General features: G+C 72.5%; 17 protein-coding genes. 12 read left to right on the top strand and 5 right to left on the bottom strand.

The window, feature by feature from the left end:
- Positions 1-141 precede the first annotated feature (141 nt).
- Both ACZ4D5_RS13965 and ACZ4D5_RS13960 read left to right on the top strand, forming a co-directional pair.
- Complete coding sequence (locus tag ACZ4D5_RS13965; protein ID WP_467772583.1) at positions 142-5,379, top strand: caspase family protein; 5,238 nt, start codon at positions 142-144, stop codon at positions 5,377-5,379.
- Positions 5,376-6,233, top strand: a complete 858-nt coding sequence (locus ACZ4D5_RS13960) for a hypothetical protein (RefSeq protein ID WP_467772582.1) — start codon at positions 5,376-5,378, stop codon at positions 6,231-6,233. The genes ACZ4D5_RS13965 and ACZ4D5_RS13960 overlap by 4 nt, the downstream gene beginning before the upstream one ends.
- On the opposite strand, the gene ACZ4D5_RS13955 is transcribed toward ACZ4D5_RS13960, so the two are convergent.
- Complete coding sequence (locus tag ACZ4D5_RS13955; protein WP_467772581.1) at positions 6,217-6,660, bottom strand: Fur family transcriptional regulator; 444 nt, start codon at positions 6,658-6,660, stop codon at positions 6,217-6,219. The two genes, ACZ4D5_RS13960 and ACZ4D5_RS13955, sit on opposite strands and share 17 nt — an antisense overlap.
- Before the next feature lie 296 nt (positions 6,661-6,956).
- Between ACZ4D5_RS13955 and katG the strand changes: the two genes are divergently transcribed.
- Both katG and ACZ4D5_RS13945 read left to right on the top strand, forming a co-directional pair.
- The gene (katG, locus tag ACZ4D5_RS13950) at positions 6,957-9,173 is read left to right on the top strand and encodes a catalase/peroxidase HPI (RefSeq protein ID WP_467772580.1); all 2,217 of its coding nucleotides are present in this window, start codon (positions 6,957-6,959) and stop codon (positions 9,171-9,173) included.
- A 312-nt stretch (positions 9,174-9,485) separates the two neighbouring features.
- Complete coding sequence (locus tag ACZ4D5_RS13945; RefSeq protein WP_467772579.1) at positions 9,486-10,850, top strand: FAD-dependent oxidoreductase; 1,365 nt, start codon at positions 9,486-9,488, stop codon at positions 10,848-10,850.
- 68 nt (positions 10,851-10,918) lie between these two features.
- Here ACZ4D5_RS13945 and ACZ4D5_RS13940 read toward each other — a convergent pair whose 3' ends face one another.
- Complete coding sequence (locus tag ACZ4D5_RS13940) at positions 10,919-11,560, bottom strand: histidine phosphatase family protein (RefSeq protein ID WP_467772578.1); 642 nt, start codon at positions 11,558-11,560, stop codon at positions 10,919-10,921.
- 144 nt (positions 11,561-11,704) lie between these two features.
- Here ACZ4D5_RS13940 and ACZ4D5_RS13935 point away from each other — a divergent pair, with 144 nt between their 5' ends.
- The 3 genes from ACZ4D5_RS13935 to ACZ4D5_RS13925 all read left to right on the top strand — a co-directional run bounded on the left by ACZ4D5_RS13935 (position 11,705) and on the right by ACZ4D5_RS13925 (position 16,606).
- Complete coding sequence (locus ACZ4D5_RS13935; protein WP_467772577.1) at positions 11,705-12,178, top strand: carboxymuconolactone decarboxylase family protein; 474 nt, start codon at positions 11,705-11,707, stop codon at positions 12,176-12,178.
- 329 nt (positions 12,179-12,507) lie between these two features.
- A complete protein-coding gene (locus ACZ4D5_RS13930) occupies positions 12,508-15,639 on the top strand; it encodes an AfsR/SARP family transcriptional regulator (RefSeq protein ID WP_467772576.1) in 3,132 nt (1,043 codons plus the stop codon).
- A gap of 310 nt (positions 15,640-15,949) precedes the next feature.
- Complete coding sequence (locus ACZ4D5_RS13925) at positions 15,950-16,606, top strand: M15 family metallopeptidase (RefSeq protein ID WP_467772575.1); 657 nt, start codon at positions 15,950-15,952, stop codon at positions 16,604-16,606.
- On the opposite strand, the gene ACZ4D5_RS13920 is transcribed toward ACZ4D5_RS13925, so the two are convergent.
- Positions 16,603-17,310 carry a type 1 glutamine amidotransferase domain-containing protein gene (locus tag ACZ4D5_RS13920; protein WP_467772574.1) on the bottom strand — a complete coding sequence of 236 codons (708 nt, stop codon included), beginning with the start codon at positions 17,308-17,310 and terminating at the stop codon, positions 16,603-16,605. The two genes, ACZ4D5_RS13925 and ACZ4D5_RS13920, sit on opposite strands and share 4 nt — an antisense overlap.
- Positions 17,311-17,521: 211 nt before the next feature.
- On the opposite strand from ACZ4D5_RS13920, the gene ACZ4D5_RS13915 reads away from it, so the two are divergent.
- Positions 17,522-18,457: a DNA-binding protein gene (locus ACZ4D5_RS13915; protein ID WP_467772573.1), complete on the top strand. Its 936-nt coding sequence runs from the start codon at positions 17,522-17,524 to the stop codon at positions 18,455-18,457.
- On the opposite strand, the gene ACZ4D5_RS13910 is transcribed toward ACZ4D5_RS13915, so the two are convergent.
- Entirely contained in the window at positions 18,420-18,998 is a 579-nt protein-coding gene (locus ACZ4D5_RS13910) for a TetR/AcrR family transcriptional regulator (RefSeq protein WP_467772572.1), read from the bottom strand. The genes ACZ4D5_RS13915 and ACZ4D5_RS13910 overlap by 38 nt on opposite strands.
- Positions 18,999-19,239: 241 nt before the next feature.
- Between ACZ4D5_RS13910 and ACZ4D5_RS13905 the strand changes: the two genes are divergently transcribed.
- Genes ACZ4D5_RS13905 through ACZ4D5_RS13890 form a run of 4 tightly spaced genes read left to right on the top strand, consistent with a single transcriptional unit; the run spans position 19,240 to position 24,089 of the window.
- Positions 19,240-19,782, top strand: a complete 543-nt coding sequence (locus tag ACZ4D5_RS13905; RefSeq protein ID WP_467772571.1) for a (2Fe-2S)-binding protein — start codon at positions 19,240-19,242, stop codon at positions 19,780-19,782.
- The gene (locus ACZ4D5_RS13900; protein WP_467772570.1) at positions 19,779-20,771 is read left to right on the top strand and encodes an FAD binding domain-containing protein; all 993 of its coding nucleotides are present in this window, start codon (positions 19,779-19,781) and stop codon (positions 20,769-20,771) included. The genes ACZ4D5_RS13905 and ACZ4D5_RS13900 overlap by 4 nt, the downstream gene beginning before the upstream one ends.
- Positions 20,768-22,942 carry a xanthine dehydrogenase family protein molybdopterin-binding subunit gene (locus ACZ4D5_RS13895; protein WP_467772569.1) on the top strand — a complete coding sequence of 725 codons (2,175 nt, stop codon included), beginning with the start codon at positions 20,768-20,770 and terminating at the stop codon, positions 22,940-22,942. Before ACZ4D5_RS13900 ends, ACZ4D5_RS13895 begins: the two co-directional genes overlap by 4 nt.
- Positions 22,935-24,089 carry an XdhC family protein gene (locus ACZ4D5_RS13890; RefSeq protein ID WP_467772568.1) on the top strand — a complete coding sequence of 385 codons (1,155 nt, stop codon included), beginning with the start codon at positions 22,935-22,937 and terminating at the stop codon, positions 24,087-24,089. Before ACZ4D5_RS13895 ends, ACZ4D5_RS13890 begins: the two co-directional genes overlap by 8 nt.
- Positions 24,090-24,243: 154 nt before the next feature.
- Here the strand turns inward: ACZ4D5_RS13890 and ACZ4D5_RS13885 are convergent, their stop codons facing one another.
- Entirely contained in the window at positions 24,244-26,340 is a 2,097-nt protein-coding gene (locus ACZ4D5_RS13885) for an ATP-binding protein (RefSeq protein ID WP_467772567.1), read from the bottom strand.
- Positions 26,341-26,431: the final 91 nt, after the last annotated feature.

Genomic DNA, 26,431 nt, shown 5'->3' with positions numbered 1-26,431 from the left:
CCCCTGACCGGCGTCAGCATACGTCGCGGGGGGTGCGGCGCAACGGGCCGCCGGGAGGGTGGGCCGATGATGCCACCGGCCGTCCGGGGGTGTGGATAGAGTCGCGAGGGGCAACTGGCCGCGACGACAAGGTGGTTGAAGGTGGGGCGGCGGTACTTCGTTGCGTTGGGAAGCGGTCGGTACCGCCATCTCCCACAGGATGCGCAGCTGCAGTCCGTGGCAGGCGACGTGCGGGCGATCGCCGAGCTGTTCACGTCGTTCGGGTACCAGGCCGTGCTCCCTGGGCTGGGGCAGTACGACGGAGCCGAGCAGATCCGGCAGAAACTGCGGCACTGGTCGGCGGACGCGGACCTGGTGGCCGACGACGTGGTGGTCGTCTACTTCGCGGGCCACGGCGTGGTGGAGGACCGGGACCGTCACTACCTGCTCTGCTGGGATTCGCAGGAAGAGGACTTGGCGACCACCGCGCTGGCCACGGAGGATCTGCTGCGGATTCTGTGCCGCGGAGAGCTGCGCCATCTGCTCCTCGTTCTCGACACCTGCGCGGGCGGCGCCGGCAGCGCCGAGGCGTCGGCCGTCGCCCTCCAGTCGATCGCCTACCGCAACACGGGCATGCGGGCGTCGGCGGGGCTGTGGTTCCTCGCGTCCGCGCGGCGGAAGGACATAGCCGAGGACGGCGCCTTCGTGACGGCGCTCGCCGAGGCGGTGCAGACGACGACCGAACGCACCGGTCAGCGTCAGCAGTTCCTCGATCTCACCGAGCTGGTCAAGGCGGTCAACGAGCGCTTCGAGCGTGAGGGCCGGGGCCAGCGTGCCGAGTTGGCCAGCGGACTGGTCACCGGGCTCGCCCCCTTCCTGCCGAACACCGGGTATCAGGAGGGGTTACCGCCGCTCGGCACCGACCTCGAGGTGCAACGCCGGGTCGCGGAGCGGGACCTGACGGAGCATTTCGGGCCGCGGTCGCGCGGGGTGGAGTTCGAGTCGGAGCAGGGCCTCTACTTCAGTGGCCGGGAGCGTGTGCTCTCGGAGTTGGTGGAGTGGCTGACGACGGCGGACGGGGACGGTCGGGGACGCGTGGTCACCGGCAGCCCGGGGTGCGGCAAGTCGGCAGTGCTGGGGCGGCTCGTCGCGCTGTCCGACACGCGCTACCGGGCCAGGTTCGACCTGCCGAACCTGGCGTCGGGAACGGTGGTGCCGGAAGGATGCGTCACGGCGGCGGTGCACGCCCGGCACAAGCGGCTCGAAGAGGTCGTCGAGCGGATCGCCACGGCACTGGGCACCGAAGCGGACGGCGCCGCCGCCCTGCTGCAGGAACTGACCAGACGCGGTCGGCTGGGCCACACCTCGGTCATCGTGGTGGACGCCGTGGACGAAGCGGGATCGGACACCGCGGCGGACGCCGGCGGCCACGGCGAACCGCGCCGCGTCACCCGTGAGCTGCTCCGCCCCATGTCCGAGATCGCCGGAGTGCGTCTGCTCGTGGGCACCCGTCAGGAACTGGTCGCGCCTCTCGGCCCGACCTTCACCGTGATCGACCTGGACCGCGCCGAGTACCGGGCCGGTGAGGACGACGTCGCCGACTACGTCGCCCGTGTCCTCCTTGCCACCGAGGAGGCCAACGTGGGTACGCCCTACCGAGGGCTGCCCGAGCTGGCCGCGACGGTCGCCCGCGGTGTCGCCAAGAAGGCCGCGGGCGTGTACCTCTACGCGAGAACCACGGCCCGCACGCTGCGTTCGGACCGGCTCGCGGTGGATGTCGCGAGCCCCGGCTGGGCCGACGCGTTGCCCAGCGAGGTCGGGGAGGCCTTCGACGACTACCTCGCACGGTTCGGGCCCGACGAACCGAGAGTGCGCCGGATGCTGCTCGCCCTGGCCTTCTCCGAGGGCAAAGGGCTGCCTCGGGGCCGGGTCTGGACGTCCTTGAGCTCGGTGATCTCGGGACGGCCCTGCACGGAGGAGGACGTCGCATGGGTCCTCGACGTGGCCGAGGCGTACGTCGCCGAGGTCATCGACGACGATCAGCGTTCCGTCTACCGGCTCTATCACAAAGCCCTCGCCGAGCACCTGCGCGCGACGGCGGACCGCCCTCCCGCGGACATCCAGCGCTCGGTCGTCCAGGCCCTGTGTTCTCTGGTTCCCACCTCGCCGGACGGGCGCCTGGAGTGGTTCGCGGCCATACCGTACGTACGCCAGCACCTGTCCACTCACGCTGCCGCGGCCGGGCAGCTCGGTGACCTCATCGAGGATCCGGGGTTCCTCCTGGCCAGTGAACCGCTGTCCCTGCTACGGGCCTTCGCCTCCATCGAGGGCGACCGGTCCCGCCGCATTCGCGGTTCCTACGAGCAGGTGGCGCACCGGCTCACGGCCGACCGCCCCCTCGGCGAGCGCGCGGCCGATCTCCAACTCTCCGCCCGACGGTGCGAGGCCGACCGGCTGGCCGACCGGATCGAGGAACTCGGTGTCGACCTGCCCTGGTCCGCCAGGTGGGCGTGGTGGTCGACCAGCGGTGTGCACAGGCTGCTCAGCGGCCATGCGAAGTCCGTGCGCTGCGTCGCCGTCGGTGGCCTGGACGGCCGCCCGATCGCGGTGACGGGCAGCATGGACGGCACCGCCCGTGTGTGGGACCTGACCTCGCAGCGGCAGATCGGGGATCCGCTGCGGGTGGGGATAGCGGTGAGTGCCGTCGCCATGGGGGATCTCGGCGACTACACCGTGGCGCTCACCGGCGGACAGGACGGCACCGTCCGGGTCTGGGACCTGTCGGCGGGCCAGGAGCACGGCACGCCGCTCACGGGCCACACCAATCAGGTACAGAGCATCGTGGTGGGTGACATCGACGGCCATCCCGTGGTGCTCACGGCGAGCGCCGACGGTACGGCGCGGGTGTGGGACTTCGTCACCCGCAGACAGCTGGGCGCCGCGCTGAGCGCCCATCGACGCACCGTATGGGACGCCGACCTGGGCGAGTTGGACGGCCGCCCGATCGCGATCACAGGCGGTGACGACAAGGCGGTGCACGTGTGGGACCTGAGCGAGGTGCTGCGCGGCGGTGACGCCCGGCCGGACGGCAGCCCGCTCATCGGTCCCGCACAGGCGGTCACCGCGGTGTGTCTGGCGCGGCTGGACGGCCGGACCGTGGCCCTGGTCGGTGACCGTTCGGGCATGCTCAGCCGCTGGGACGTGGAATCCCGCCGCCAGATCGGGGAACCGGTGATGGCGCACGTCTACTACGTCCGCAGCGGTGTCACCTCCGCGGAGGTCGGCGAGTTCGACGGCCGTCCCGTGGCGCTGACCAGCGGCCGCAGGGAAGCTCGGGTGTGGGATCTGCGGACCCTGCAGCAGCTGGGGCATCCTCTGCGCGGTCATGTCGAGGACATCACGGCGGCGGCCTTCACCAGTCGGGCGGACACCTCTCTCGCGGTCACCGTCGGGCAGGACCGCACGGCCCGCATCTGGGATCTGACCGCGGATCAACCTGTCGAGGGGCATGCCGGGCCCGTCTGCTCGACCGCTTTCGCCACGGTGTGCGGTCGTGCTCTCGTACTGACCGGCGGGGAGGACGGTACGGCGCGGCTGTGGGACGCCCGCACGCGAACGCAGGTGTGCGCCCCGATGGAGGGGCATTCGGGGCCGGTGCTCGCAGTGGCGCTCAGTGAGGTGCGAGGGCGCGTCGTGGTGGCCACGGCGGGGGACGACACCACGGTCCAACTGTGGGACCCGTTCGGGGAGAAGGCCCTGGGGAGGCCTCTTGTCGGGCACACCAACGCGGTGCGATGTCTGGCGTTCGGTGAGTCGGGCGGCACCCCGGTCGTGCTGAGCGGCGGTGAGGACGGCACGGTCCGCATGTGGGCCGTCACGCGTGGGGCCGCCGTCGGCCACCCCTTGGAAGGCCACATCGGAGGCATCCGCCACCTCGCGGTGCGCGTGGTCGGCAGTGGCATGGAGATCGTCCTCGCCACCCAGCTCGGCCATGCGTACGTCTGGCAGGTGACGGGTTCTTCCGATCGGGACCGGGTGAAGCTGAAGGCCCACTTCGACGTCGAGGACCTCACTCCCGCGGCCCGGGCTGTGGGAGTGGCGTTCCACGAGAGCTCTCCCGTCGTGCTGACCGTGCTCGAAGGCAACCAGCTGTACGTGCACGGCGTGGAGACCCGCGGGGTGCTCGCCGGGCCGATGATCGGCCACACGGAGTACGTGATGGTGGGTGCTCTCACGCGCGTCGGGCGGCGCACTCTCGTCGCCTCCTTGGCCTTCGACGACACCACGCGGGTCTGGGACATGGAATCCGCCGCTCCGCTGGGACTTCCGCTGGAGAGCTACACGCGGATGGGATCGGGTCTCGACCGGACGGCGCCTGCCCTCGGGCAGATCGACGGCACCCCGGTCGCGGTCGTGGCGACGTATCGCGAGGTGCGCGTCTGGGACCTCACCACCATGTCGCCCATCGGGGAGCCGCTGAACGGGGCGGAGTCGAGCCTGCTCTCGGCCGACATCCTGTGCACCCGGGACGGGCGGGACGTCGTGGTCACCGGCAGCACGGACGGCGTGGTGCGCACCCACGACCTCGACGACGGCCGTCAGGTCGCGGCCCATCTGTCCTCGGCCTCGATGTCGGTGTACAGCGTGACGGCGGGCTCGTCGGCCCGGGACAGCATCGTCGTGCGCTGCAGCTTCACCGAAGCGGAGGTGTGGAGCCTGGAGCGCCGGCGACGGCTGGGCAAGCGCTCCGGGTCGACGTGGAGAGCCTGCGTACACGAGGCGGGCGGCCGCGCGATGGTGATCTCCGTGGCCGCCGACTACGTGCTCCACGCCTGGGACTTGTACACGCACGCGCCCGTGTGTCCTCCGATGACCGGGCACACCGCGGAGGTCATGTCCGTGCGGGCCGCGCGCGTGGGCGGACGACACCTCGTGGCGAGCGCCTCGCTGGACGGCACGGTGCGCGTCTGGGACCTGGCGACGGGGGATCCCGTCGGGGAACCCTTCGGCGGTCATGCGATGGGCGCGTTCGGCCTGGAGATGGCGCGGACCGACAGGGACGTGATCATCACAGGAGCCGGCAACGGCGTACTGCGGTTCTGGAACGTGGACGACGGAAGCGATGCGGATGTGGTCCTGGAGCCGTTCCCGTCCGCGATCCACGCGATCCGTGTCGCGGAGGTGGCGGGCATCCCCACCATGGTGGCCGCGGACCGGCGCGGCCTGATGCGGGTCTGGACTCCGGGCTCGCCGGCCTGGAACGCCGAGCTCGACATCGGCAGCGCCATCCGGGGCGTCTCGCTCGACAGCGCGGGCCGGGTCTGTGTCGCCACCTTCATGGGCGTGGTCATGCTCAGGATCCACCCCGAGGAACCCGCGGAGCAGGGGAGTACGTCATGAGCCGGGTCGTTCTCGTGCACGGAATCGCCCAGCAGTACAAGGGCGAGGAAACGCTGCTCGCCGACTGGTACCCGGCGCTGGCCGATGGCATCTTCCTGGCCTCGGGCGCTCGACTTCCGCGGGAAGACGTCTCGATGGCCTTCTACGGGGACCTCTTCCGGCCCGCGGGCCACCGAGGGCTCGGAATTCCGGATCTTGACGCCTCGGACGTCATGGAGGGCCTGGAACGCGATCTGCTGAGGCAGTGGTGGACGTACGCCGCCGAGATCGATCCGCGGGTCCCGGGCCCGGATGCCCCGGCCCGGCTGCGGACCCCGCATCTCGTGCAGCGGGCTCTGGACGCGCTCAGCCACTCCGCCTTCTTCGCCGGGATCAGCGAGCGGCTCCTCATCTGGAGCGCCCGGCAAGTGCGTGTCTACTTCACCGATGCCGAGGTCCGGTCAGCCGTTCAGCGTCGGATCGAGCACCGCGTGACGCCGCGGACCGAGGTGATCGTCGCCCATTCGCTGGGCTCGGTGGCCGCCTACGAGGCCTTGTGCGCCCATCCGCACTGGCACGACCTCGCCTTCGTCACCCTGGGATCTCCCCTGGGCATACGCAATCTGGCCTTCGACAGGCTCACGCCCAGGCCCGTCGACGGCCAGGGGCACTGGCCGGAGCCGTTGAAGAGCTGGATCAACGTGGTCGACCGGGGTGATGTGGTGCCCATCGTGAAGAGGCTTGCCATGAGGTTCGGGGACCGGGTGGAGGACGTCTCGATCCACAACGGCGCCAAGGCTCATGACGTGGCCAGGTACCTCACGGCCCGGGAGACGGGGCACGGGATCGCCGAGGCCCTCACGCTGCTCCCCTGAAGGGCGGCCGGTCCACCGGTCGGCAGTCCGGGCACACCCCCCGGTACGTCACCTCGGCCGCCGAGACCGTGAAGCCGAAGCGTTCCGCCGGGGGCAGGGCCGACAAGGGGTCGCCCGTGGGGTGGACGTCGCGGATCGTGCCGCAGGACGAGCAGATCAGGTGCTGGTGGGGGCGGTGGGCGTTCGGGTCGTAGCGTTTGGCGCGGCCGTCGGTGGCCACCTCGATGACCTCGCCCAGGGAGACGAGCTCGCCGAGGGTGTTGTAGACGGTGGCGCGGGAGATCTCCGGCAGCCGGGCCGTGGCCTGTGCGAGCACCTCGTCCGCGGTCAGGTGGACATGGTCGCCGTCGAGTACCTCGGCGACCACCCGGCGTTGGGCCGTCATCCGCCAGCCCCGTCCGCGTAGTCGTTGCAGCAGGTCACTCATGCCCACCAGCCTCACTGTGCATCGTCCGACGAATGATTCCGTCCGGGCCTGTCTGTCGTATTGACTTGGATTTGGTCCATCGTAGGATCGGTTCCGGCCGACAGCCAAGGGACAGGGGCAGGACAACAGCAGGGAAACACATGTGAGTTAGGGAAACCTGCCGGCTCTCCCTTTCACGCGTGCGTGCGGTCCTCCACCACGACCTGGTGCGCCGGTCGTACGGTGGGCCCTGCTCCGGCTGTTCCACCGTCCTCAGCTCCTGAGCACCGTGATCCGCCCCGTCCGGAAGGATTCCCATGACTGAGAACCACGACGCGATCGTCACCGACCCGAAGCCCGAGGAGACAGGTGGCTGCCCGGTCGCGCACGGACGCGCGCCCCACCCCACCCAGGGCGGCGGAAACCGGCAGTGGTGGCCGGAGCGGCTCAACCTGAAGATCCTCGCCAAGAACCCCGCCGTGGCCAACCCGCTCGGCGAGGAGTTCGACTACGCCGAGGCGTTCAACTCCCTTGACCTGCCTGCCGTGAAACGGGACATCGCGGAGGTCCTCACGACCTCGCAGGACTGGTGGCCCGCCGACTTCGGCAACTACGGCCCGCTGATGATCCGCATGGCCTGGCACTCCGCCGGTACGTACCGCATCAGTGACGGCCGCGGCGGCGCCGGTGCCGGACAGCAGCGTTTCGCGCCGCTCAACAGCTGGCCGGACAACGCGAGCCTGGACAAGGCCCGTCGGCTGCTGTGGCCGGTCAAGAAGAAGTACGGCAAGAACATCTCCTGGGCCGACCTCATGGTCCTCACCGGCAACGTCGCCCTGGAGACCATGGGCTTCAAGACCTTCGGCTTCGCCGGTGGCCGCGAGGACGTGTGGGAGCCCGAGGAGGACGTGTACTGGGGCCCCGAGACCGAGTGGCTCGGCGACGCGCGCTACACCGGCGACCGCGAGCTGGAGAACCCGCTCGGCGCCGTCCAGATGGGCCTGATCTACGTCAACCCCGAGGGCCCCAACGGCAACCCGGACCCGATCGCCGCCGCCCGCGACATCCGTGAGACGTTCCGCCGCATGGCGATGAACGACGAGGAGACCGTCGCGCTGATCGCCGGTGGCCACACCTTCGGCAAGACCCACGGTGCGGGTCCCGCGGACAACGTGGGCAACGACCCCGAGGCCGCCCCGATGGAGCAGCTGGGCCTCGGCTGGAAGAGCACGTACAACACGGGTGTCGGCAAGGACGCCATCACCTCCGGCCTCGAGGTCACCTGGACCGAGACGCCGACCCAGTGGAGCAACCTGTTCTTCAAGAACCTCTTCGAGTACGACTACGAGCTCGGCAAGAGCCCGGCCGGCGCCCACCAGTGGGTGGCGAAGGACGCCCCGGAGATCATCCCCGACGCCTTCGACCCGTCGAAGAAGCGCCGCCCGACGATGCTGACCACGGACCTGTCGCTGCGCTTCGACCCGATCTACGAGCCGATCTCCCGGCGCTTCTACGAGAACCCGGAGGAATTCGCGGACGCCTTCGCCCGCGCCTGGTACAAGCTGACGCACCGTGACATGGGCCCGGTCGTCCGCTACCTCGGCCCGGAGGTCCCCTCCGAGGAGCTGCTGTGGCAGGACCCGCTGCCGCAGCGCACGGGTGAGGTCATCGACGCCGCGGACATCGCCACCCTCAAGGAGCGGATCCTCGGCTCCGACCTCACCGTCTCGCAGCTCGTCTCCGCCGCCTGGGCCGCGGCCTCCTCCTTCCGCGGCAGCGACAAGCGCGGCGGTGCCAACGGCGCCCGCATCCGCCTGGAGCCGCAGCGCAGCTGGGAGGTCAACAACCCGGACGAGCTCGCGCAGGTGCTGAGCACGCTCGAAGGCATCCAGGAGTCCTTCAACTCCGCGGGCGGCAAGCAGGTCTCGCTGGCCGACCTGATCGTGCTCGCGGGCAGCGCGGCGGTCGAGCAGGCGGCCAAGGACGGCGGCGTCCAGGTCGAGGTGCCCTTCTCGCCGGGCCGTGTGGACGCCGCGCAGGAGCAGACGGACGTGGAGTCGTTCGCCGCGCTCGAACCGACCGCCGACGGCTTCCGCAACTACGTCGGCAAGGGCAACCGCCTCCCGGCCGAGTACCTGCTGCTGGACAAGGCGAACCTGCTGACCCTCAGCGCGCCCGAGCTGACCGTCCTCGTCGGTGGCCTGCGCGTCCTCGGCGCCAACCACGCCCAGTCCAAGCACGGCGTCCTCACCGACAGGCCGGGCACGCTGACCAACGACTTCTTCGTCAACCTGCTCGACCTGGGCACGACGTGGAAGTCGACCTCCGAGGCGCAGGACCAGTTCGAGGGCCGCGACGCCTCCGGCGCGGTCAAGTGGACCGGCACCCGCGCCGACCTGGTCTTCGGCTCGAACTCCGAGCTGCGCGCCGTCGCCGAGGTCTACGCGAGCGACGACGCGAAGGAGAAGTTCGTGAAGGACTTCGTCGCGGCGTGGGCCAAGGTCATGGACCTGGACCGGTTCGACCTGGCCTGATCGGCCGGACCGGCCCGGGTGTTCCGGCCGGTCCGCGTGTGAGGTGACCTGACGTGACGTCCGGGTCGGCCCGTTGGTCCTGGCCGGCCCGGACGTTCGTCCTCGCGCGGGCCGAGCGCGCCCCGTCCGCGACGGTCTGCGCACCCCGGTCCGGACAGGACGACCGGCCGGTCGTACGCTCATCAAGCAGCCCTATGAGAAGCCATAAGCCAAGCTTATGGGGTCATAAATCGGACCCGCCTACTTACTTAGGCTTGCCTTAGTTTAGGCTTCCCTCGAGTCACTCCATCACCGCTCGAAGGGAACCTCACCATGCCTCGCCCTCTGCGGGTGGCCATTGTCGGAGCCGGTCCGGCCGGCATCTATGCCGCCGACGCGCTGCTGAAATCCGCAGTGGCGGACGAGCCCGGTGTGTCGATCGACCTCTTCGAGCGCATGCCGGCGCCGTTCGGTCTGATCCGCTACGGCGTCGCCCCCGACCACCCGCGCATCAAGGGCATCATCACCGCCCTGCACCAGGTGCTCGACAAGCCCCAGATCCGCCTCTTCGGCAACGTCGACTACCCGCGCGACATCAGCCTGGACGACCTGCGCACGTTCTACGACGCGGTGATCTTCTCCACCGGCGCGACGGCCGACCGGGCGCTCGACATACCCGGCATCGACCTCGACGGCTCGCACGGCGCCGCCGACTTCGTCTCCTGGTACGACGGCCACCCCGACGTCCCGCGTACCTGGCCGCTGGAGGCGGAGAAGGTCGCCGTCCTCGGCGTCGGCAACGTCGCCCTCGACGTGGCCCGCATCCTCGCCAAGACCGCCGACGAGCTCCTTCCGACGGAGATCCCGGCGAACGTGTACGACGGCCTGAAGGCCAACAAGGCCCTGGAGGTCCACGTCTTCGGGCGCCGCGGCCCGGCCCAGGCCAAGTTCAGCCCCATGGAGCTGCGGGAGCTGGACCACTCGCCGAACATCGAGGTCATCGTCGACCCCGAGGACATCGACTACGACGACGGCTCGATCGCCACGCGGCGCGGCAACAAGCAGGCCGACATGGTCGCCAAGACCCTGGAGAACTGGGCCATCCGCGACGTCGGCGACCGGCCGCACAAGCTCTTCCTGCACTTCTTCGAGTCGCCGGTCGAGATCCTCGGCGAGGACGGCAAGGTCGTCGGCCTGCGCACCGAGCGCACCGCCCTCGACGGCACCGGCAACGTCAAGGGCACCGGGGAGTTCAAGGACTGGGACCTCGGAGCGGTCTACCGCGCCGTGGGCTACCTCTCCGACGAACTGCCCAAGCTCCCCTGGGACGTCGCCTCCGGCACGGTCCCCGACGAGGCGGGCCGGGTGATGGAGGAGACCGGCGAGCACCTGCAGTCGACGTACGTCACGGGCTGGATCCGCCGTGGCCCCGTGGGCCTCATCGGCCACACCAAGGGCGACGCGAACGAGACGGTCGCCAGCCTCCTCGACGACCGCGAGAACGGCCGGCTGCACACCCCGGACGCGCCCGCCCCGGAGGCCGTGGAGGCGTTCCTCAACGAGCGGAACGTCCGCTTCACCACATGGGACGGCTGGTACCGCCTGGACGCCGCGGAGAAGGCGCTGGGCGAGCCGCAGGGCCGTGAGCGCGTGAAGATCGTCGAGCGCGAGGACATGCTCAGGGCGAGCGGCGCCTGAGGGCGCTTCGGCCGGTGGACGAGTGCGGGGTCTGCCGCGCGGGCGTGAGCCGCGCGGCAGACCCCGCATCAGTGCGCCGGCGGCGTGGAGAGATGACGGGTGTCTCCCACGGCGACGACCTGACGGTTGTGGAAGAAGTCGTCCTCGCGCAGCACCGTGATGCTGCCCGACGGCGCGCGGAAGCTGACCGAGCCCACCGAGTCGTACGGCATCCTGATCCACGCCGCCACGACGAACGTCAGCGCGAAACCGTGCGTGACGACCACCTGGTGTCCTGCGGGGCGCGCCAGGATCTCCTCCGTCGCGGCGTACACGCGCCGCGCGCACGAGCCCCTGGTCTCCGCGCCCGGCACGCCCTCGTGGTGCCCCATGCGGTCGCCGTCCGCGGGCGGTGGCACGAACCGCCGGTCCAGCCACTCCTGGGGTCTGCCCTCCGCCTCGCCGTAGGACTTCTCCCGCAGTCTGCGGTCGAGGAGCGGTGTCACGCCGAACCGTCCGGCGACCTCGTCGGCCGTCTGGCTCGCCCGCCGCAGGTCCGACGAGATCACCTCCACGTCCGCGCCGTCGGGGATCTCGGCGCGCAGGGCCCGCGCGATGGAGGCCGCCGCGCGCCTGCCCGCGGGCGTGAGGTGAGAGTCGTGCCAGCCGCCGACCACCTTCTCGACGTGGTGGGTCGCCTCGGGATGGGCGACCACGAAAACGCTCCGCATCAGCGCATTCCTTTCCTGTGGGTCCTTGTCCTGCTCTTGTCCGGTGAGGCCTTCATGTGTCCGGTGGGGCCTTCATGGATGTCACATCCACGCGGGCTGACTCGTCCTTGAGGTGTATCCGCACACGATCGCAAGGAGTGCACCATGGAAGCCCGTTTGAACCTTCTCGGCAGCCCGCTCGCGACCAAGTCCCTCAAACACCTCGTCACGGCGGGCAAGGCGCTGGGGGAGTCGACGGTGCCGGTCACGACCCAGGAGCTGGTGCGGCTGCGCGCCAGCCAGATCAACGGTTGCGGCTTCTGCGTCGACATGCACACCAAGGAGGCCGCGCACGCCGGCGAGAGCGCCCAGCGCCTCCACCTGGTCGCCGCCTGGCGCGAGGCCACCGTGTTCACCGACGCCGAGCGCGCCGCCCTGGAGCTCGCCGAGCAGGGCACCCGCATCGCCGACGCGGCCGGCGGCGTCACGGACGAGGCGTGGGCCGAGGCCGCCAAGCACTACGACGAGGAGCAGCTCGTCGCGCTGGTGTCGATCATCGCCGTCATCAACGCCTTCAACCGGCTGAACGTCCTCGTCCAGCAGCCCGCGGGCGACTACCGGCCCGGCCGGGTCGGGTGACGCGGACGCTCACCGGGAGCCTTCCGCAAGGCAGTTGAGAGGTCGTCGCGCAGGTACGTCAACCGGTTCCGGCCGAAGCCCGGCGCCGCCCCGCCGCTCGACGGGGTGGCGCCGGGCTGCAGTCTGTGTGCGCAAGGCCGCGGCACAGGGTGGGGAATGCGCCGTTTTCACGGCTCCGAACTGGCCTGATTGCCTGCGCACGCAGGCGTGTTGGGTCCGGGCCCACGTAGCATGACCAGTCGATCCAGGGGGCGCGGGCGGGGCGCGAGGAGCGGGAGTGTGGATCAGGGAGCGGGGGCGGTGCGGGGCAAGGACCCATGGAGATGGGCGTGGACACGGACATGCACTACCGCTTGCTGGGACCGGTCGAGGCGTGGCGCGAAGGCCGACGCCTCACACTCGGCGGGCCCAAGCCCCGGGCGCTGCTCGCCGCGCTGCTCCTGGAGCCGGGGCGCGTGGTCTCCGCCGAGGCGCTGATCGACGTGATCTGGGGTGACAGCCCGCCGGACACGGCGAGGTCACTGATCCAGTCGTACGTCTCCGCGCTGCGCAGGGCGCTGTCCGCCGACGTCATCGAGACGCAGCCGCCGGGCTATCTGATCCACGCGGACGCCGATCTCGTGGACCGCGCCGCGTTCGATCGGCTCACGGCGCAGGGGCGGCAGGCGGCGGCCGCCGGGGACCACGCCGCCGCGGCCCGGCTCCTGAGCGAGGCCCTCGCGCTGTGGCGCGGCCCGGCACTCGGCGGAATCGGCGAGACGCTGCGGGCCATGGCCGACCAGCTGGAGGAGGCCAGGCAGGCGGCCCTGGAGGAGCGGATCGCCGCGGACCTCGCCCAGGCGGGCCGCGAGACGGAGCTGGTCGGCGAGCTCACCGCCCTGGTCGCCACGCACCCCACGCGCGAGCGTCTGCGCGGCCAACTGATGCTCGCCCTCTACCGGTTGGGCCGCCAGGCCGACGCGCTCGCGGTGTACGCGGAGGGGCGCGACGTACTCGCCGATGAGCTGGGGATCGACCCCGGGCCCGGGCTGCGCTCCATGCACGAGGCGATCCTGCGGGCGGACGCGTCGCTGCTGCCCGCCCCGCGGATCGAGGCGGCCGCCGACACCGCCCCGGCCCGCGGCGACGAGCCCTATGGCGCCCCCGCCGCCGAAGGGCTCCCCGAGGACGCCGTCCCCGCGGTCGCGCCGCCGCCCCCGCCGGCTCTTCTGCCGCCCGCCATCGGGGACTTCACGGGCCGCGCCGAGCAGCTGGGCGAGGTGCGGGCCGCGCTGATGGCTCCCGGGCCGCGCGAGGCCATGCCCGTCGTCGTGGTGTCCGGGCCCGGCGGCGTCGGCAAGTCCGTCCTCGGCGTCACGGCCGCGCACCGGGCCGCCGACGCCTACCCCGACGGACAGCTCTACGCCGAACTGCGGGGCGCCACCGACCCCGTGGCGCCCGGCGAGGTGCTCGGCCGCCTGCTGCGCGCCCTGGGGGCCAACCCGCCGGAAGGCGACGCCGAACGCAGGGACCTCTTCCGCAGCCTGGTGGCGGGCCGCCGCCTCCTGCTCGTCCTCGACGACGCGGGCAGTGAGGCCCAGGTGCGCCCGCTCCTTCCCGGCAGCGCCACCTGCGGGGTGCTGATCACCGCGCGCGCCCGGCTCGGCGCCCTGCCCTGCACCCACCGCACCGACCTCGACGTGCTCGACACGGGGCCGGGCACCGACCTGCTCGCCCGGATCGCGGGGGAGCGGCGCGTGCGCGAGGAGCCCGCCGCCGCCCGTCGCATCGTCGAGCTGTGCGGCGGCCTCCCGCTCGCCCTGCGCATCGCGGGGGCGCGCCTTGCGACCCGCAGCCACTGGACGGCGCGCATGCTCGCCGAGCGGCTGGCCGACGAGCGCCACCGCCTGGACGAACTCGCCGTCGGCGACCTGGAGGTGCGGGCCGGCCTCGGCCTGAGCTACCGCGCCCTGGACGAGCCCGCCCGCACCGCCCTGCGCCGCCTCGGCCTGCTGGCCGCGCCCGACGTCGCCTCCTGGGTGGTCGCCGCGCTGCTCGACGTGGAGGAGGCCGCGGCCGAGCGCGTCGTGGAGCAGCTCATCGACGCCCAGCTGCTGCACTGCACCGTCGTGGACCGGGCCGGACAGCCCCGCTTCCGGCCGCACGACCTCGTCCGTGTGTACGCGGCCGAGCGCGCCGAGGCCGAGGACACGCCCGCCGAGCGCGCCGCCGCCGTCGGCCGGGCCCTCGGCGCCGGGCTCTGGCTCACCGGCCGCGTCGCCTCCGCCACGCCGTCCGGCGCGGTCGAACTGCACCGCGGCTTCCTCGACTCGTCGGGCCCGGTCGGCGCGGCGGGCAGCACCATGCGCGCTCTCGTGCGGCCGGTCGGGCCCGAGGCGACCCGGCGGGCGCTGGCCGACCCGGCCGCCTGGTTCGAGGCCGAGGCCGACGCGTTCGCCGCCGCCGTCGAGCGAGCCGCCGCCTACGACCTGCACACCCTGGCCTGCGAGGCCGCGGCCGCCCTGTGCTCGTCCGCGTACGCCGTCGGCAATCGCTTCGAGGCCTGGTGGCGCAGTCACGACGCGGCGCTGGCCGCCGCCCGCCGCGCCGAGGACCGCTCCGGCGAGGCCCTGCTGCTCATCGGGCTCGGTCAACTCCGATACGAACAGGACAGGTTCGCCGAGTCGCAGGACTACTTCCGGCAGGCCGCCGGGATCTGCGCCGACCTCGGCGACGCGCGCGGCCGGGCAGCCGCCCTCGCCGGGCTGGGCAGTTCCCTGCGGGAGGCGGGAAAGCTGCGCGCCGCGCTCGACGTCCTCGGCCGGGCCGTCGAGGGCTTCCGCGGCCTCGGCGACGACCCGGGCCTCGGGCTCTCCTGCCGCTTCGCGGGCACCGTCCACCTCGAACTGGGCGAGACCGAGGAGGCGTTCGCCCTCCTCGACGAGTCCCTGAAGGCCTACCGCAGGCTCGGCAGCCGCCGCGGCGAGGCGCTCACCCTGCGCTCGCTGAGCCTGGTGCACCGCGCGCTCGGCGCGTACGAGCAGGCCGAGGAGCTCGCCGACCGGGCGGTGGTCCTCCTGACCGCCATCGGGGATCCGCTCATGCTGGCGTACGCCGTGCAGGCGCGTGCCAAGTGCCGGATGCGCCGGGGGTGTTCGGCCGAGGCGGAGGCCGAGCTGCGGGGCGTCCTCGACACCTGCCGCGCGCACCGTGACCGCTTCGGAGAGGCCCTCGCCCTGCGCACCCTCGGCGAGTGCGAGCTCGCCCGGGGGCGCGCGGACGCCGCCGTGCGGCGGCTCACCGCGGCGGCCGACCTGTGGTCGGCCCTGGAACTGCCGCTGGCCCGCGCCCGCACCCTGCGGGACCTCGCCGCGGCGCGGGAGGCTTCGGGCGAGCGCGCCGAGGCGCTCGCCCTGCGCGCCGAGGCGCGGGACGTCTTCGGCGCGTACGAGGCACGGGAACGGTACGAGCCGGGCATCTGACCCACAACTGCCCCACAACGGCGCCCCCTCCCACCCCACTTGAGGCAGATTTGCAGAGAACTTGCAGCGGTGTGCGTCAGGATCTCCGTGTCGGCGGCGCACTGAGGCCGACAGCAACGGGGGATCCAACGGGGGAAAGGCCACTGTTGCCGCACACGGCCCATACGACCGAGGCAGTCGGCCGTATGGGCCGTACGGCGCGTGGAGCCGCTGCAGGGATCGGGGGACTCCGGGGGCGGGCAGCAGCCCGCCCCCGGAGCTGTGTCCGCGACTCCTTTCACGAAGACGCCAGCCAAGAGGGGCCCCGAGCATGCCGCCGATCATCCTCATGAACGATCCCCGGGTCGTGGACATACCGGTCCACGACTGTGGTGAGGCCCTCGTCGACCTGCGCAACCTGCCGTTCGTGGAGGTCGACGACCGCCTCGCCGACCCGGCCGGCGCCTACGCCCAGCTGCGTGAGGGCGTCGCCTGGCGGCTGGCCCGCGCCGCCCGGCTGCTGCCCGAGGGCCTTCGCCTGCTGATCACCGAGGGGTATCGGCCGCTCGACCTGCAGATCAGATACTTCGAGGAGTACGCGGCCGAGCTCAGGAGGGCCAACCCCGACTGGTCGGACGACCACCTGCACCGCCAGACGAGCCGCTCCCTGTCACCGCCCGAGGTCGGCCCGCACGTCGCGGGCGCCGCCGTCGACATCACCCTGTGCACGACCGCGGGCGCCGAACTGGACCTCGGCACCCCGGTGAACGCCAGCCCCGAGGAGAGCGACGGCGCCTGCTACACCGACACCGACCGGATCTCGGCGGCGGCTCGCCGCAACCGCCGCACCCTCGCCGCGGCCCTGGCCACGGCGGGCCTGGTCAACTACCCCACGGAGTGGTGGCACTGGTCCTACGGCGACCGCTACTGGGCCCTGGAGACCAGGGCCCCGATCGCCCACTACGGGCCGGTGGCCTTCGGGTCCTAGGCCGACGCGCGGCCGATCCTGTCGACCAGTTCGGCGGCGAGCGGTGCCGCCGATGCCGGGTTCTGGCCGGTGATCAGGTTGCGGTCGACGACCACGTGCGGTGCCCACGGCTCGCCTGCCTCGACGTCGATCCCGGCCTCGGTGAGCCGGTCCTGGAGCAGCCACTTCGCCCGGTCGGCGAAGCCCGCCTGGGCCTCCTCGACGTTGGTGAACGCGGCCACCCGATAGCCCGTGAACGTGTTGGTGCCGTCGGCGCCCACCGCGGCGAGCAGCGCGGCGGGGGCGTGGCAGACCACGCCGAGCGGCTTGCCGGACTCCAGGGCGCGCGTGAGGAGCCTGCCGGAGTCGGCGTCGGCGGAGAGGTCCTCCATGGGGCCGTGACCGCCGGGGAAGAAGACGGCGGCGTACTCGTCGAGGTCCACCTCGGAAAGTTTGACGGGGCGCCGGAGTTCGGTGAACGCGGCGAGCGAGGCGGTGACCGCGGCCGCTCCGTCCTGGCCGCCGTTGAACTCCGGGGTGAGGGAGGCGGGGTCGACCGTGGGCACGACGCCGCCCGGGGTGGCGACGACGGCCTCGTGGCCCGCGGCCTTGAACGCCTCGTACGGGGCGACGGCCTCCTCGGCCCAGAAGCCCGTGGGGTGCGGGGTGCCGTCGGCCAGCGTCCAGTGGTCGACGCCGGTCATCACGAAAAGGATCTTCGACATGGGTGCGCTCCGAGGATGGGGGTCGATGTCTCGACGGTAGACCGGTCGGACCGCGCTCTCCACCGCGGAAGCGGCGCGCGGCATGGGGATGTCGGTTCCAGGGGGGAGCGGCGGCGCCGGGAACAGTCTGTCCTGCGTACGGCGTTGGAGTCGTCGTTGGGACGCCGGTGCCGGGATGCGGGCGCCGGGGCGACGGTGGCGGAGAGGGCTCGTGGTGCGCGGCGAACGGAGCGGTTCGACGGTCTCCGTCGTGCTGGACACGATGCGGCTCCTGCTGTCCCTCGACGCCGAGCGCGGCGCGCGGGCCGCGGCGGCCGCGCTGCCCGAAGCGGGGCGCCGGGTGCCGGAACTGTCGGCCGAGCCCGCGAGCCTGGCTGCCCGGGACGGTGAACTGCTCGCCGCCCTGGCCGAGTTGTGCGAGGTCATCGGCTGGATCCTCTTCGACGCGGGGTTCCACCGCCGCGCGCACCGCGCGAACGCGCACGCTCTGGCCCTCGCCGATCTGTGCGGCGACCGCTGGACGGCCCGGCTCGTCCTCCTGAACCACAGCATGCTCCAGGCCCATACCGGCCGCCCCCGAGCCGCCCTGGAGACCGCGGCACGCGTGAGAGGGCCGCGCCCGCTCCCGGCGAGGGTCGACGCGCTCGTCCTGATCCGCCGCGCCCACGCCATGGCCGCGCTGGGCGAAGGACGCGAACCGGTGGACCTGATCTCCCGTGCCCGGAGCCGCTTCCTGGACGGCATGTCCCCGGACGACCCCGCCTGGGCCTGGTGGATCGACGAGACGGAGCTGATCGGCCACCAGGGCTGGGTGCTCGCCCGGCTGCGCCGCTGGGACCGCGCGCTTGCGCTGCTGCACCGTGCGGCCACCACCCCCGGCGGCCCCTCCTACCGAGACCTGTTCCGCGCGGAGTTGCTCGCGGCCTTCGCCGGGGCCGGGGCCTGGCGCGACGCCGAGGACCTCATCGCGGACCTCGCGCCCCGCGTCCCCGGCATCGGATCGGCGCGTACGACGGAGTCGCTCGGCGGGACGGCGAGGAAGCTGCTGCGCGGCCGTGCTGACGTACCGGCCCCGCTGCGCGACGCGGCAGTCCACCTCCTGGAGGCGCTCAGCGACCAGGAGCGCCGGCCCGCAGCCCGTCCATGACGAGGTCCATGAGGCGCCCGGCGCGCGCCTGCCAGTCGCTGTGCGGATCGATGTGCCAGAGCCCGGCGATGGCGAGAAGGAAGTCGTCGGGAGTCACGCCGGGCCGGATGGTGCCCGCGTCCTCGTTGGCCTTGAGCAGGAGGCCGACGGCTTCGGTGAGCGGGCCGCGCCCCACCCCGGCCAGGCTGCCGAGGGTGCTGGTGGCGCTGCGGATCGCGTCGGCCAGACCGGCCTTGGCCATCGCGTACCGGACGAGGCGGTCCATCCACTCGCGCAGGGCCTGGTCGGGCTCCCTGGAGCGCAGCAACTGGCAGGCGGCGCCGCAGACTTGCTGGACCTCGAAGCGGTACACCTCAAGCACCAGTGCCTCGCGGTTGGGAAAGTTGCGGTAGAACGTGCCCTGGCCGACGCCCGCCTTCTTCGCGATCGCGCTGAGCGGCGCGTCGCTCGACTTCGTCAGCTCCGCCAGGGCCACTTCCAGGATGCGTTCGCGGTTGCGCTGCGCGTCCGAGCGCAGCGGCGAGTCCTTGTGCTGCCCCACTGGCTCTCCCTCCGCGCTCCGGGACGCGATGGTCCCTTGCTAAGCGGACAGCTGTCCGCTAAGTTCTCAAGCTAACGGACAAGTGTCCACTTACTTGGGTTCACCATAGCGGCTGACCGGCCGCCGGGAACCGACCGCGGCCGAAGCGGTGCCGCGGTCCCTCCTCTGTACAGCGCCACGCCCTCCCGAACTCCCCGCCGGGACCGCCTCGTTCGACGCGATTCGCGAAAGAAGGCTGCTCATGGCTCCATCGACGTCCAGTGCCGTCACCCTGAACATCAACGGCGAGAAGCACACACTGTCCGTCGACCACCGCACCACCCTGCTCGACGCCCTGCGCGAGCGGCTCGATCTGACCGGCACCAAGAAGGGCTGCGACCAGGGCCAGTGCGGCGCCTGCACGGTCCTGATCGACGGCCGCCGTGCCGTCTCCTGCCTGCAGCTCGCGGTCGCCGCCGAGGGGCGCGAGATCACCACCATCGAAGGCGTCGCGGACGGCGACCGGCTGCACCCCGTGCAGCAGGCGTTCCTCGACCTCGACGGCTTCCAGTGCGGCTACTGCACACCGGGCCAGATCTGTTCCGCCCTCGGTGTGATCGAGGAACACGCGGCGGGCTGGCCGAGCGCCGCCACCACCGACGTACGGCCCGAGGCGGGCGTGCCCGAGCTCACCGCGGAGGAGATCCGCGAGCGGATGAGCGGCAACCTCTGCCGCTGCGGCGCGTACGTGTCGATCGTGCAGGCCGTCGAGAAGGCGGCGCGCGCCGAGGAGGGAGCGGCATGAGGGACTTCGACTACCAACGGGCGTACGACGTGCCCGGCGCGCTCGCCGTGCTCGGCGCCGACCCCGACGCCCGCTACCTCGGCGGCGGCACCAACCTCGTCGACCTGATGAAGACCGGCGTCGAGCGGCCCGCGCTCCTCGTCGACGTACGCGAACTGCCCCTGGACCGGATCGAGATCGCCGAGGACGGCGGGCTGCGCATCGGCGCGACCGTCACCAACAGCGACCTCGCCGCCCACCCCGAAGTGCGGCGCCGCTACCCGGCGTTGGCGCAGGCCGTCCTCGCCGGCGCGTCGGGCCAGCTGCGCAACATGGCGACGGTGGGCGGGAACCTCCTCCAGCGCACCCGCTGCGGCTACTTCACCGACCTGAGCAAGCCGTGCAACAAGCGCGTCCCCGGCAGCGGCTGCGCCGCCCTGGAGGGCGAGCACCACAACCACGCCATCCTCGGCGCCACCGAGCACTGCGTGGCCGTGCACCCCTCGGACATGGGCGTGGCCCTCGCCGCCTTCGACGCCGTCGTCCACTACGAATCGGCGGACGGGCCGGGGGAGTTGCCGCTCTCCGCGTTCTACCTGCCCGTGGGGGACACCCCGCACCTGGAGACCGCGCTGCCCTCCGGCGCGCTGATCACCGGCCTCACCCTGCCGCCCGCCCCGGTCGCCGCCGTCTCCCGCTACCGCAAGGTGCGCGAGCGCGCCTCGTACGCGTTCGCGATCGGCTCGATCGCCGCCGCCCTGGACGTACGGGACGGTGTCGTACGGGAGGTGCGCATCGCCTTCGGTGCCGTCGCGTCACGGCCGTGGCGCGCCCACGAGGCGGAGCGGGTGCTGACCGGCGGCCCGGCGAGCGCCGAGGCCTTCGCCGCCGCGGCCGACGCCGAACTGGCGGCCGCCCGTGCCCTGCCCGACAACGGCTACAAGGTGACGCTCACGCGCAACCTCGTCGTGGCCGTGCTCACCGAACTCGCCGAGGAGGCCGCCCGATGACCACGACCGCCGCAACCGCCGCGGTGACCGGCGCCGTCGGTGCCGCGCACACCCGCATCGAGGGCCGCGACAAGGTCACCGGCGCGGCGCGGTACGCCGGCGAGCTGCCCTTCGCCGGCCTCGCCCACGGCTGGCTCGTGCTGTCCACGATCGCCCGCGGCCGCGTCCGCTCGGTCGACGCGGAGCCGGTCCTCGCGATGCCCGGCGTCCTGACGGTGCTCCACCACGGCAACGCCCCGCGCGTCGACGGCAGTTACGAGGGCATGCTGGGACGGCCCGACCCGATCGTCGCGCTCTTCCAGCACGACCGCGTGCCCTTCGTGGGCTGGCCGGTGGCGCTGGTCGTCGCCGAGACGTCCGAGCAGGCCAGGGAGGCCGCCGAGGCGCTGGTGGTCTCCTACGAACAGGAGCCGCACGACGTCGAGTTCTACGCCGGGCGCCCCGGCACGTACACGCCGGACACCGAGGGCATGCGCACCGAGAAGGGCGAACTGGAGGCCGAACTCGCCGCGTCCGCCCATGTCGTGGACGCCGAGTACAGCACGCCCGAAGAGCACCACACCCCGATGGAGCCGCACGCGGCGACCGCCCGCTGGGACAACGGCCGCCTCGAAGTCGTCGACTCCAACCAGGGCAGCACCTGGATCGCGGGCGAGCTGTCGAAGCTGTTCTCGCTCGACCCCGCCTCGGTGCGGGTGTTGTCCGAGCACGTCGGTGGCGCCTTCGGCTCCAAGGGCCTGCGGGTCCACCAGGTCGCCGCCGTGATGGCGGCGACGGTTCTCGACCGGCCCGTCCGCGTCGTGCTGACCCGCCGTCAGATGTTCTCGCTCGTCGGCTACCGCAGCCCCACCACCCAGCGCGTCCGCCTCGGCGCCGAGCCGGACGGGCGGCTGCGGGCCTTCGACCACCAGGCGCAGAGCCTGTCGTCGACCGTCCATGAATTCGTGGAGGCCAGCGCCGGGTTCGCGCGCGCGATGTACGCCGCCGACGCGCACCACACCGTCAACCGTCTCGTACGCCTCGACGTGCCGACGCCGACCTGGGTGCGGGCCCCGGGCGAGGCGCCGGGGTCGTTCGCCGTGGAGTCCGCGCTCGACGAGCTCGCGGAGAAGTGCGGCATCGACCCCGTCGCGCTGCGGGTCCGCAACGAACCCGATGTGGGCCCGGTCTCCGGGCTGCCGTTCAGCAGCCGTAACCTCCTCACCTGCTTCGAGGAAGGCGCGCGCAGGTTCGGCTGGGCGGACCGGGACCCACGGCCCGGCGTGCGCCGCGAAGGGCGCTGGCTGATCGGCACCGGCACGGCGTCGGCCACCTTCCCGGTGCTCGTCGGGCCGAGCACGGCGGCCGTCACGGCGGAGGCCGACGACACCTTCACGGTGCGCATCACCGCGGCGGACGTCGGCACCGGTGCGCGGACCGCGCTCACGCTGATCGCCGCGGACGCCCTCGGGGTGCCCACGGACCGCGTCCATGTCCGCATCGCCGACAGCGACTTCGGCCCCGCGATGATCGCGGGCGGCTCGATGGGCACCCGGTCCTGGGGCTGGGCCATCACGCTGGCCGCGCGCGAGCTGCGCGAGAAGCTGGTTCCCGGCGGGCACATTCCGCCGGAGGGCATCACGGTGCGGTCCGACACGAGCGCGGCCATCAGCGCGCTCACGCAGAAGGAACGCCACTCCTTCGGCGCACAGTTCGCCGAGGTCGCCGTGGACGTCACCACCGGCGAGGTACGGGTGCGGCGCATGCTCGGCATCTTCGCGGCGGGGCGGATCATCAACCCGCTGACCGCGCGCAGCCAGCTCGTCGGCGGCATGACCTGGGGCCTGTCCATGGCGCTGCACGAGGAGGCGGTCAGGGACCGGACCTCGGGCTCGCTCGTGGGTCCCGACCTGGCGGGCTACCACGTCGCCGCGCACGCCGACGTTCCGCACATCGAGGTGGACTGGGTGGACGACCCCGACGTGGACGACCCCGTCGGCATCAAGGGCATCGGGGAGATCGGCATCGTGGGCGCGGCGGCGGCCGTCGCCAACGCGGTGTGGCACGCGACGGGCGTCCGGCACAGGGCTCTGCCGATCCGGCCGGACCGTGTGCTGCGGGCCGGTACGGGCCCGGGGGTTGGTGCGGGTGCGGGTGCCGGTGGCGTGTTTGGGGACGACTCCCGTGCTTGACATCGCCGACGACCTGAACCGTTGGGTCCAGGAAGACCGGGACTTCGCCGTCGCCACCGTCGTGTCCGTCGGCGGGAGCGCGCCGCGCGGTCCCGGCGCCGCCCTGGCCGTCGACGGAGCGGGCAACGCCATCGGCTCGGTCTCCGGGGGCTGCGTGGAAGGCGCGGTCTACGACCTGTGCGTCCAGGCACTCCAGGACGGCGCGTCCGCGGTCGAGAGCTTCGGCTACAGCGACGAGGACGCCTTCGCGGTCGGCCTGACCTGCGGGGGCGTCATCGAGGTCCTTGTCACGCCGGTGGCCGCGGACGCGCCGGACAGGGCGGTGTTCGCCGCCGCCCTGTCGGCCGCCGTCCGTGGCGAGGAGGCCGCCCTGGTCCGCGTGTTCAGGGGCCCGGCCGACCTGCTCGGCCGGCCCCTCCTGGTGGGCCCGGACGGTCTCGACGCGGGCAGCCTGGGCGGACACCCGGACCTCGACCGCACGGCGGTGGGGGAGAGCCGCGCCCTGCTGGCGGCGGGGCGCACCGCGGAGTTCGTCGTCTCGGAGAGCGGCTCGCGGTGCGGGAGCGCGGTGACGGTGCTCGTCGAGTCGAGCGTGCCGCCGCCCCGCATGATCGTGTTCGGGGCCGTCGACTTCGCGGCGGCGCTGGTCCGCGCGGGCAAGTTCCTCGGCTACCACGTCACGGTGTGCGACGCCCGCCCCGTCTTCGCCACCCGGGCCCGGTTCCCGGAGGCGGACGACATCGTGGTCGAGTGGCCGCACCGCTATCTCCAGGACACCGCCACGGACGCCCGCACCGTCCTGTGCGTGCTGACCCACGACGCCAAGTTCGACGTACCGCTGCTCGCGGCGGCGCTGCGGCTGCCGGTCGCGTTCGTCGGCGCGATGGGTTCACGCCGCACCCACGAGGACCGCAACAGCAGGCTGCGGGACGTGGGCGTCACGGACGAGGAACTGGCCCGCCTCCACTCCCCGATCGGCCTGGACCTGGGCGCGCGAACACCGGAGGAGACGGCCCTGTCGATCGCGGCGGAGATCATCGCGTCACGCCAGGGCGGCACGGGCCTGCCGCTCAGAGGATCGAGGACACCGATTCACCATGACGCAGCGGGCGGGTCGTCGTCGGAGTGGGAGAGCGTGATGGCGTGAGGGGGCGGGTGGCCTGTTGCGCGAGTCGGGGAGGCTGTCGAACTGTCGGTGTCTTCGGGCCTCGAGCGGGGTTGGTCGTCGGGGTGGTCGTGGGTGACCGTCGGCCGGTGGTCTGTCGCGCGGGATCGTCGCCGGTGCGATCGCGTACGCCTCTTCACCACAATCCCTCCGGCGGCTCGTCCGCCTGGGCCAGCGTGATCGCCTGGTCCGTGGTGAGGTCCTCGCCCTCCAGGAGGAGGCGGGTGCAGTCCGCGTCGCCCAGGGCCTTCCGCAGGCGTTGTTCGTGGTGGGACCGGAAGCTCGTCGAACCCGCGCGGCCCAGTTCAGGGAGGCCCGCGACGGACCACAACCTGCCGCTCGCCCCCAGGAGTCGTGCCGCCCGGTCGGCCCTCCCCAGGGCCGCCTCGACCGCGCTGAGGAGGTCCACGGCCGCCGCCGTGCCGAGGCGGTCGTGGACGCGCCACTTGGCGGACAGCGCGCCGCGGGCGTGGTAGGCCGCGGAGGTCGCGTTCCCCTGGCCGAGCCGGGCGAGCGCGAGGTAGTAGTCGCCCCACGCCCGCATCCACAGCTCCCCGCACTTGTCGCACTCGGCGCGCAGCCTCCCGGCCACCGCCGCCACCCGCTCGAACGCGCCCTGCGCCGCCAGCAGATAGGCCTGCACGGCCAGCGCGGTGAGCCGGAAGAACATGGCGCCCCCGCCACCGGTGGGAGCCAGCCCCGACGGGGTGTGCAGTATCGCGGAGCGCGCGGACTCCCCGCGTACGGCCAGACTCGCGCCGTTCAGCGGCAGATGGAGGGCGGCGTCGGGCAGCCCGCGCGCCGTCGCCAGGCGGGTGTACGCCGTCGCGACCTGCTCTGCGGCGTCCAGGTCGTCATGGTCCAGGGTGATCAACCGCTGGGCCCACAGCGCGAGCACCCGCTCGGGACCCGTCCCGTCGTCCCGCCGCAGGGCGCGCTCCAGATAGGTGCGGCCCTCCTCCGCGTATCCGCAGGCGAACCAGAAGAACCAGAGCGTGCCCGCGAGTTCGAGGGCGCACGCGGGGTCCGGATCGGCGAGGCACTCCTCCAGGGCGAGCCGCAGATTGGCGTGCTCCGCGCACATCCGCTCCGCCCACGCCCGCTGCGCGGAGCCGAGCCACTCGGCCTCGCCGCGCCGGGTCAGCCACCGGTAGTAGTCGCGGTGGCGGCGCCGGACCGCCCCGCTCTCGCCGAGCCCGTCGAGCCACTGCGCGCCGAACGCCCGCAGCGTGTCCAGCATGCGAAAGCGCATGCCCGCGCCGTCCGGCTCCTGGATCACGATGGACTTCTCGGTGAGCCAGGAGAGCAGTTCGAGGACGCGCTCGGTCTCCAACGGCCCGCCGTGGCAGACGAACTCGGCGGCCTCCAGATCCCAGCCGCCCGCGAACACGGACAGCCTCGCCCACAGCAGCCGCTCCAGCGGCGTGCACAGCTCATGGCTCCAGCCGATCGCGGTGCGCAGGGTCCTGTGCCGCGCGATCCGCGGCGCGGTGCGGGCGGTGAGCAGGTCGAAGCGCGAGTCGAGGCCCTCCAGTAAACGGTCCAGGGGCATGCCGCGCAGCCGCACCGCCGCCAGCTCCAGGGCGAGCGGGATCCCGTCGAGCCGGGCGCAGATCGCCTCGATCTGCGGGCGGTTGGCGTCGGTGATCCGGAAGGAGGGCATCGCCGCGGTCGCCCGCACGGTGAACAGCGCGACGGCACTCCCGTCGTCCCCGGCCCCCGGCCCGACCGGCAGCGGATCGAGGGCGAGGACGTGCTCGCCCGGCACGGCGAGCGGCTGTCTGCTGGTCGTCAGGATCCGCAACTCCGGCACACGTGCGAGGAGTTCGCAGACCAACTGGGCGCACGGCGCCAGAATGTGCTCGCAGGTGTCCAGGACCAGCAGCACCGCCTCACCGGTCAACCGGTCGACGAGAGCGTCCAGAAGGGGGCGCACGGTCTGGCCCGGGCGCCCCAGCGCGTCCATGACCGCGTGCGGCAGCAGCGACGCGTCGGTCAGCGGGGAGAGCTCGACCAGCCAGGTGCCGTCGGGGAACCGGCGCCGCGCCTCATGGGCGGCGCGCAGTGCGAGCCGGGACTTGCCCACCCCGCCCGGCCCCGTCAGGGTCACAAGCCGCGACGCGTCCAACAACCGCGTGATGCGTGCGAGTTCAGCACCTCGTCCGATGAAGGCGTTCGCCTCCGTGGGCAGATTTCCGCTCCGGCCGTTGTCCTTGCGCACTGAAGCCGCCATGCCCCCCTCGACCTGCCGTGACGCAGATCACCATAGCCCGTTCCGGCGGGCGCCTCGGATGCGTACCGTGTAATCGTCCAGCCACATCGGG

The organism is Streptomyces sp. NPDC025651, from assembly GCF_055558735.1.
This window is presented reverse-complemented; position numbering and strand designations above follow the sequence as displayed.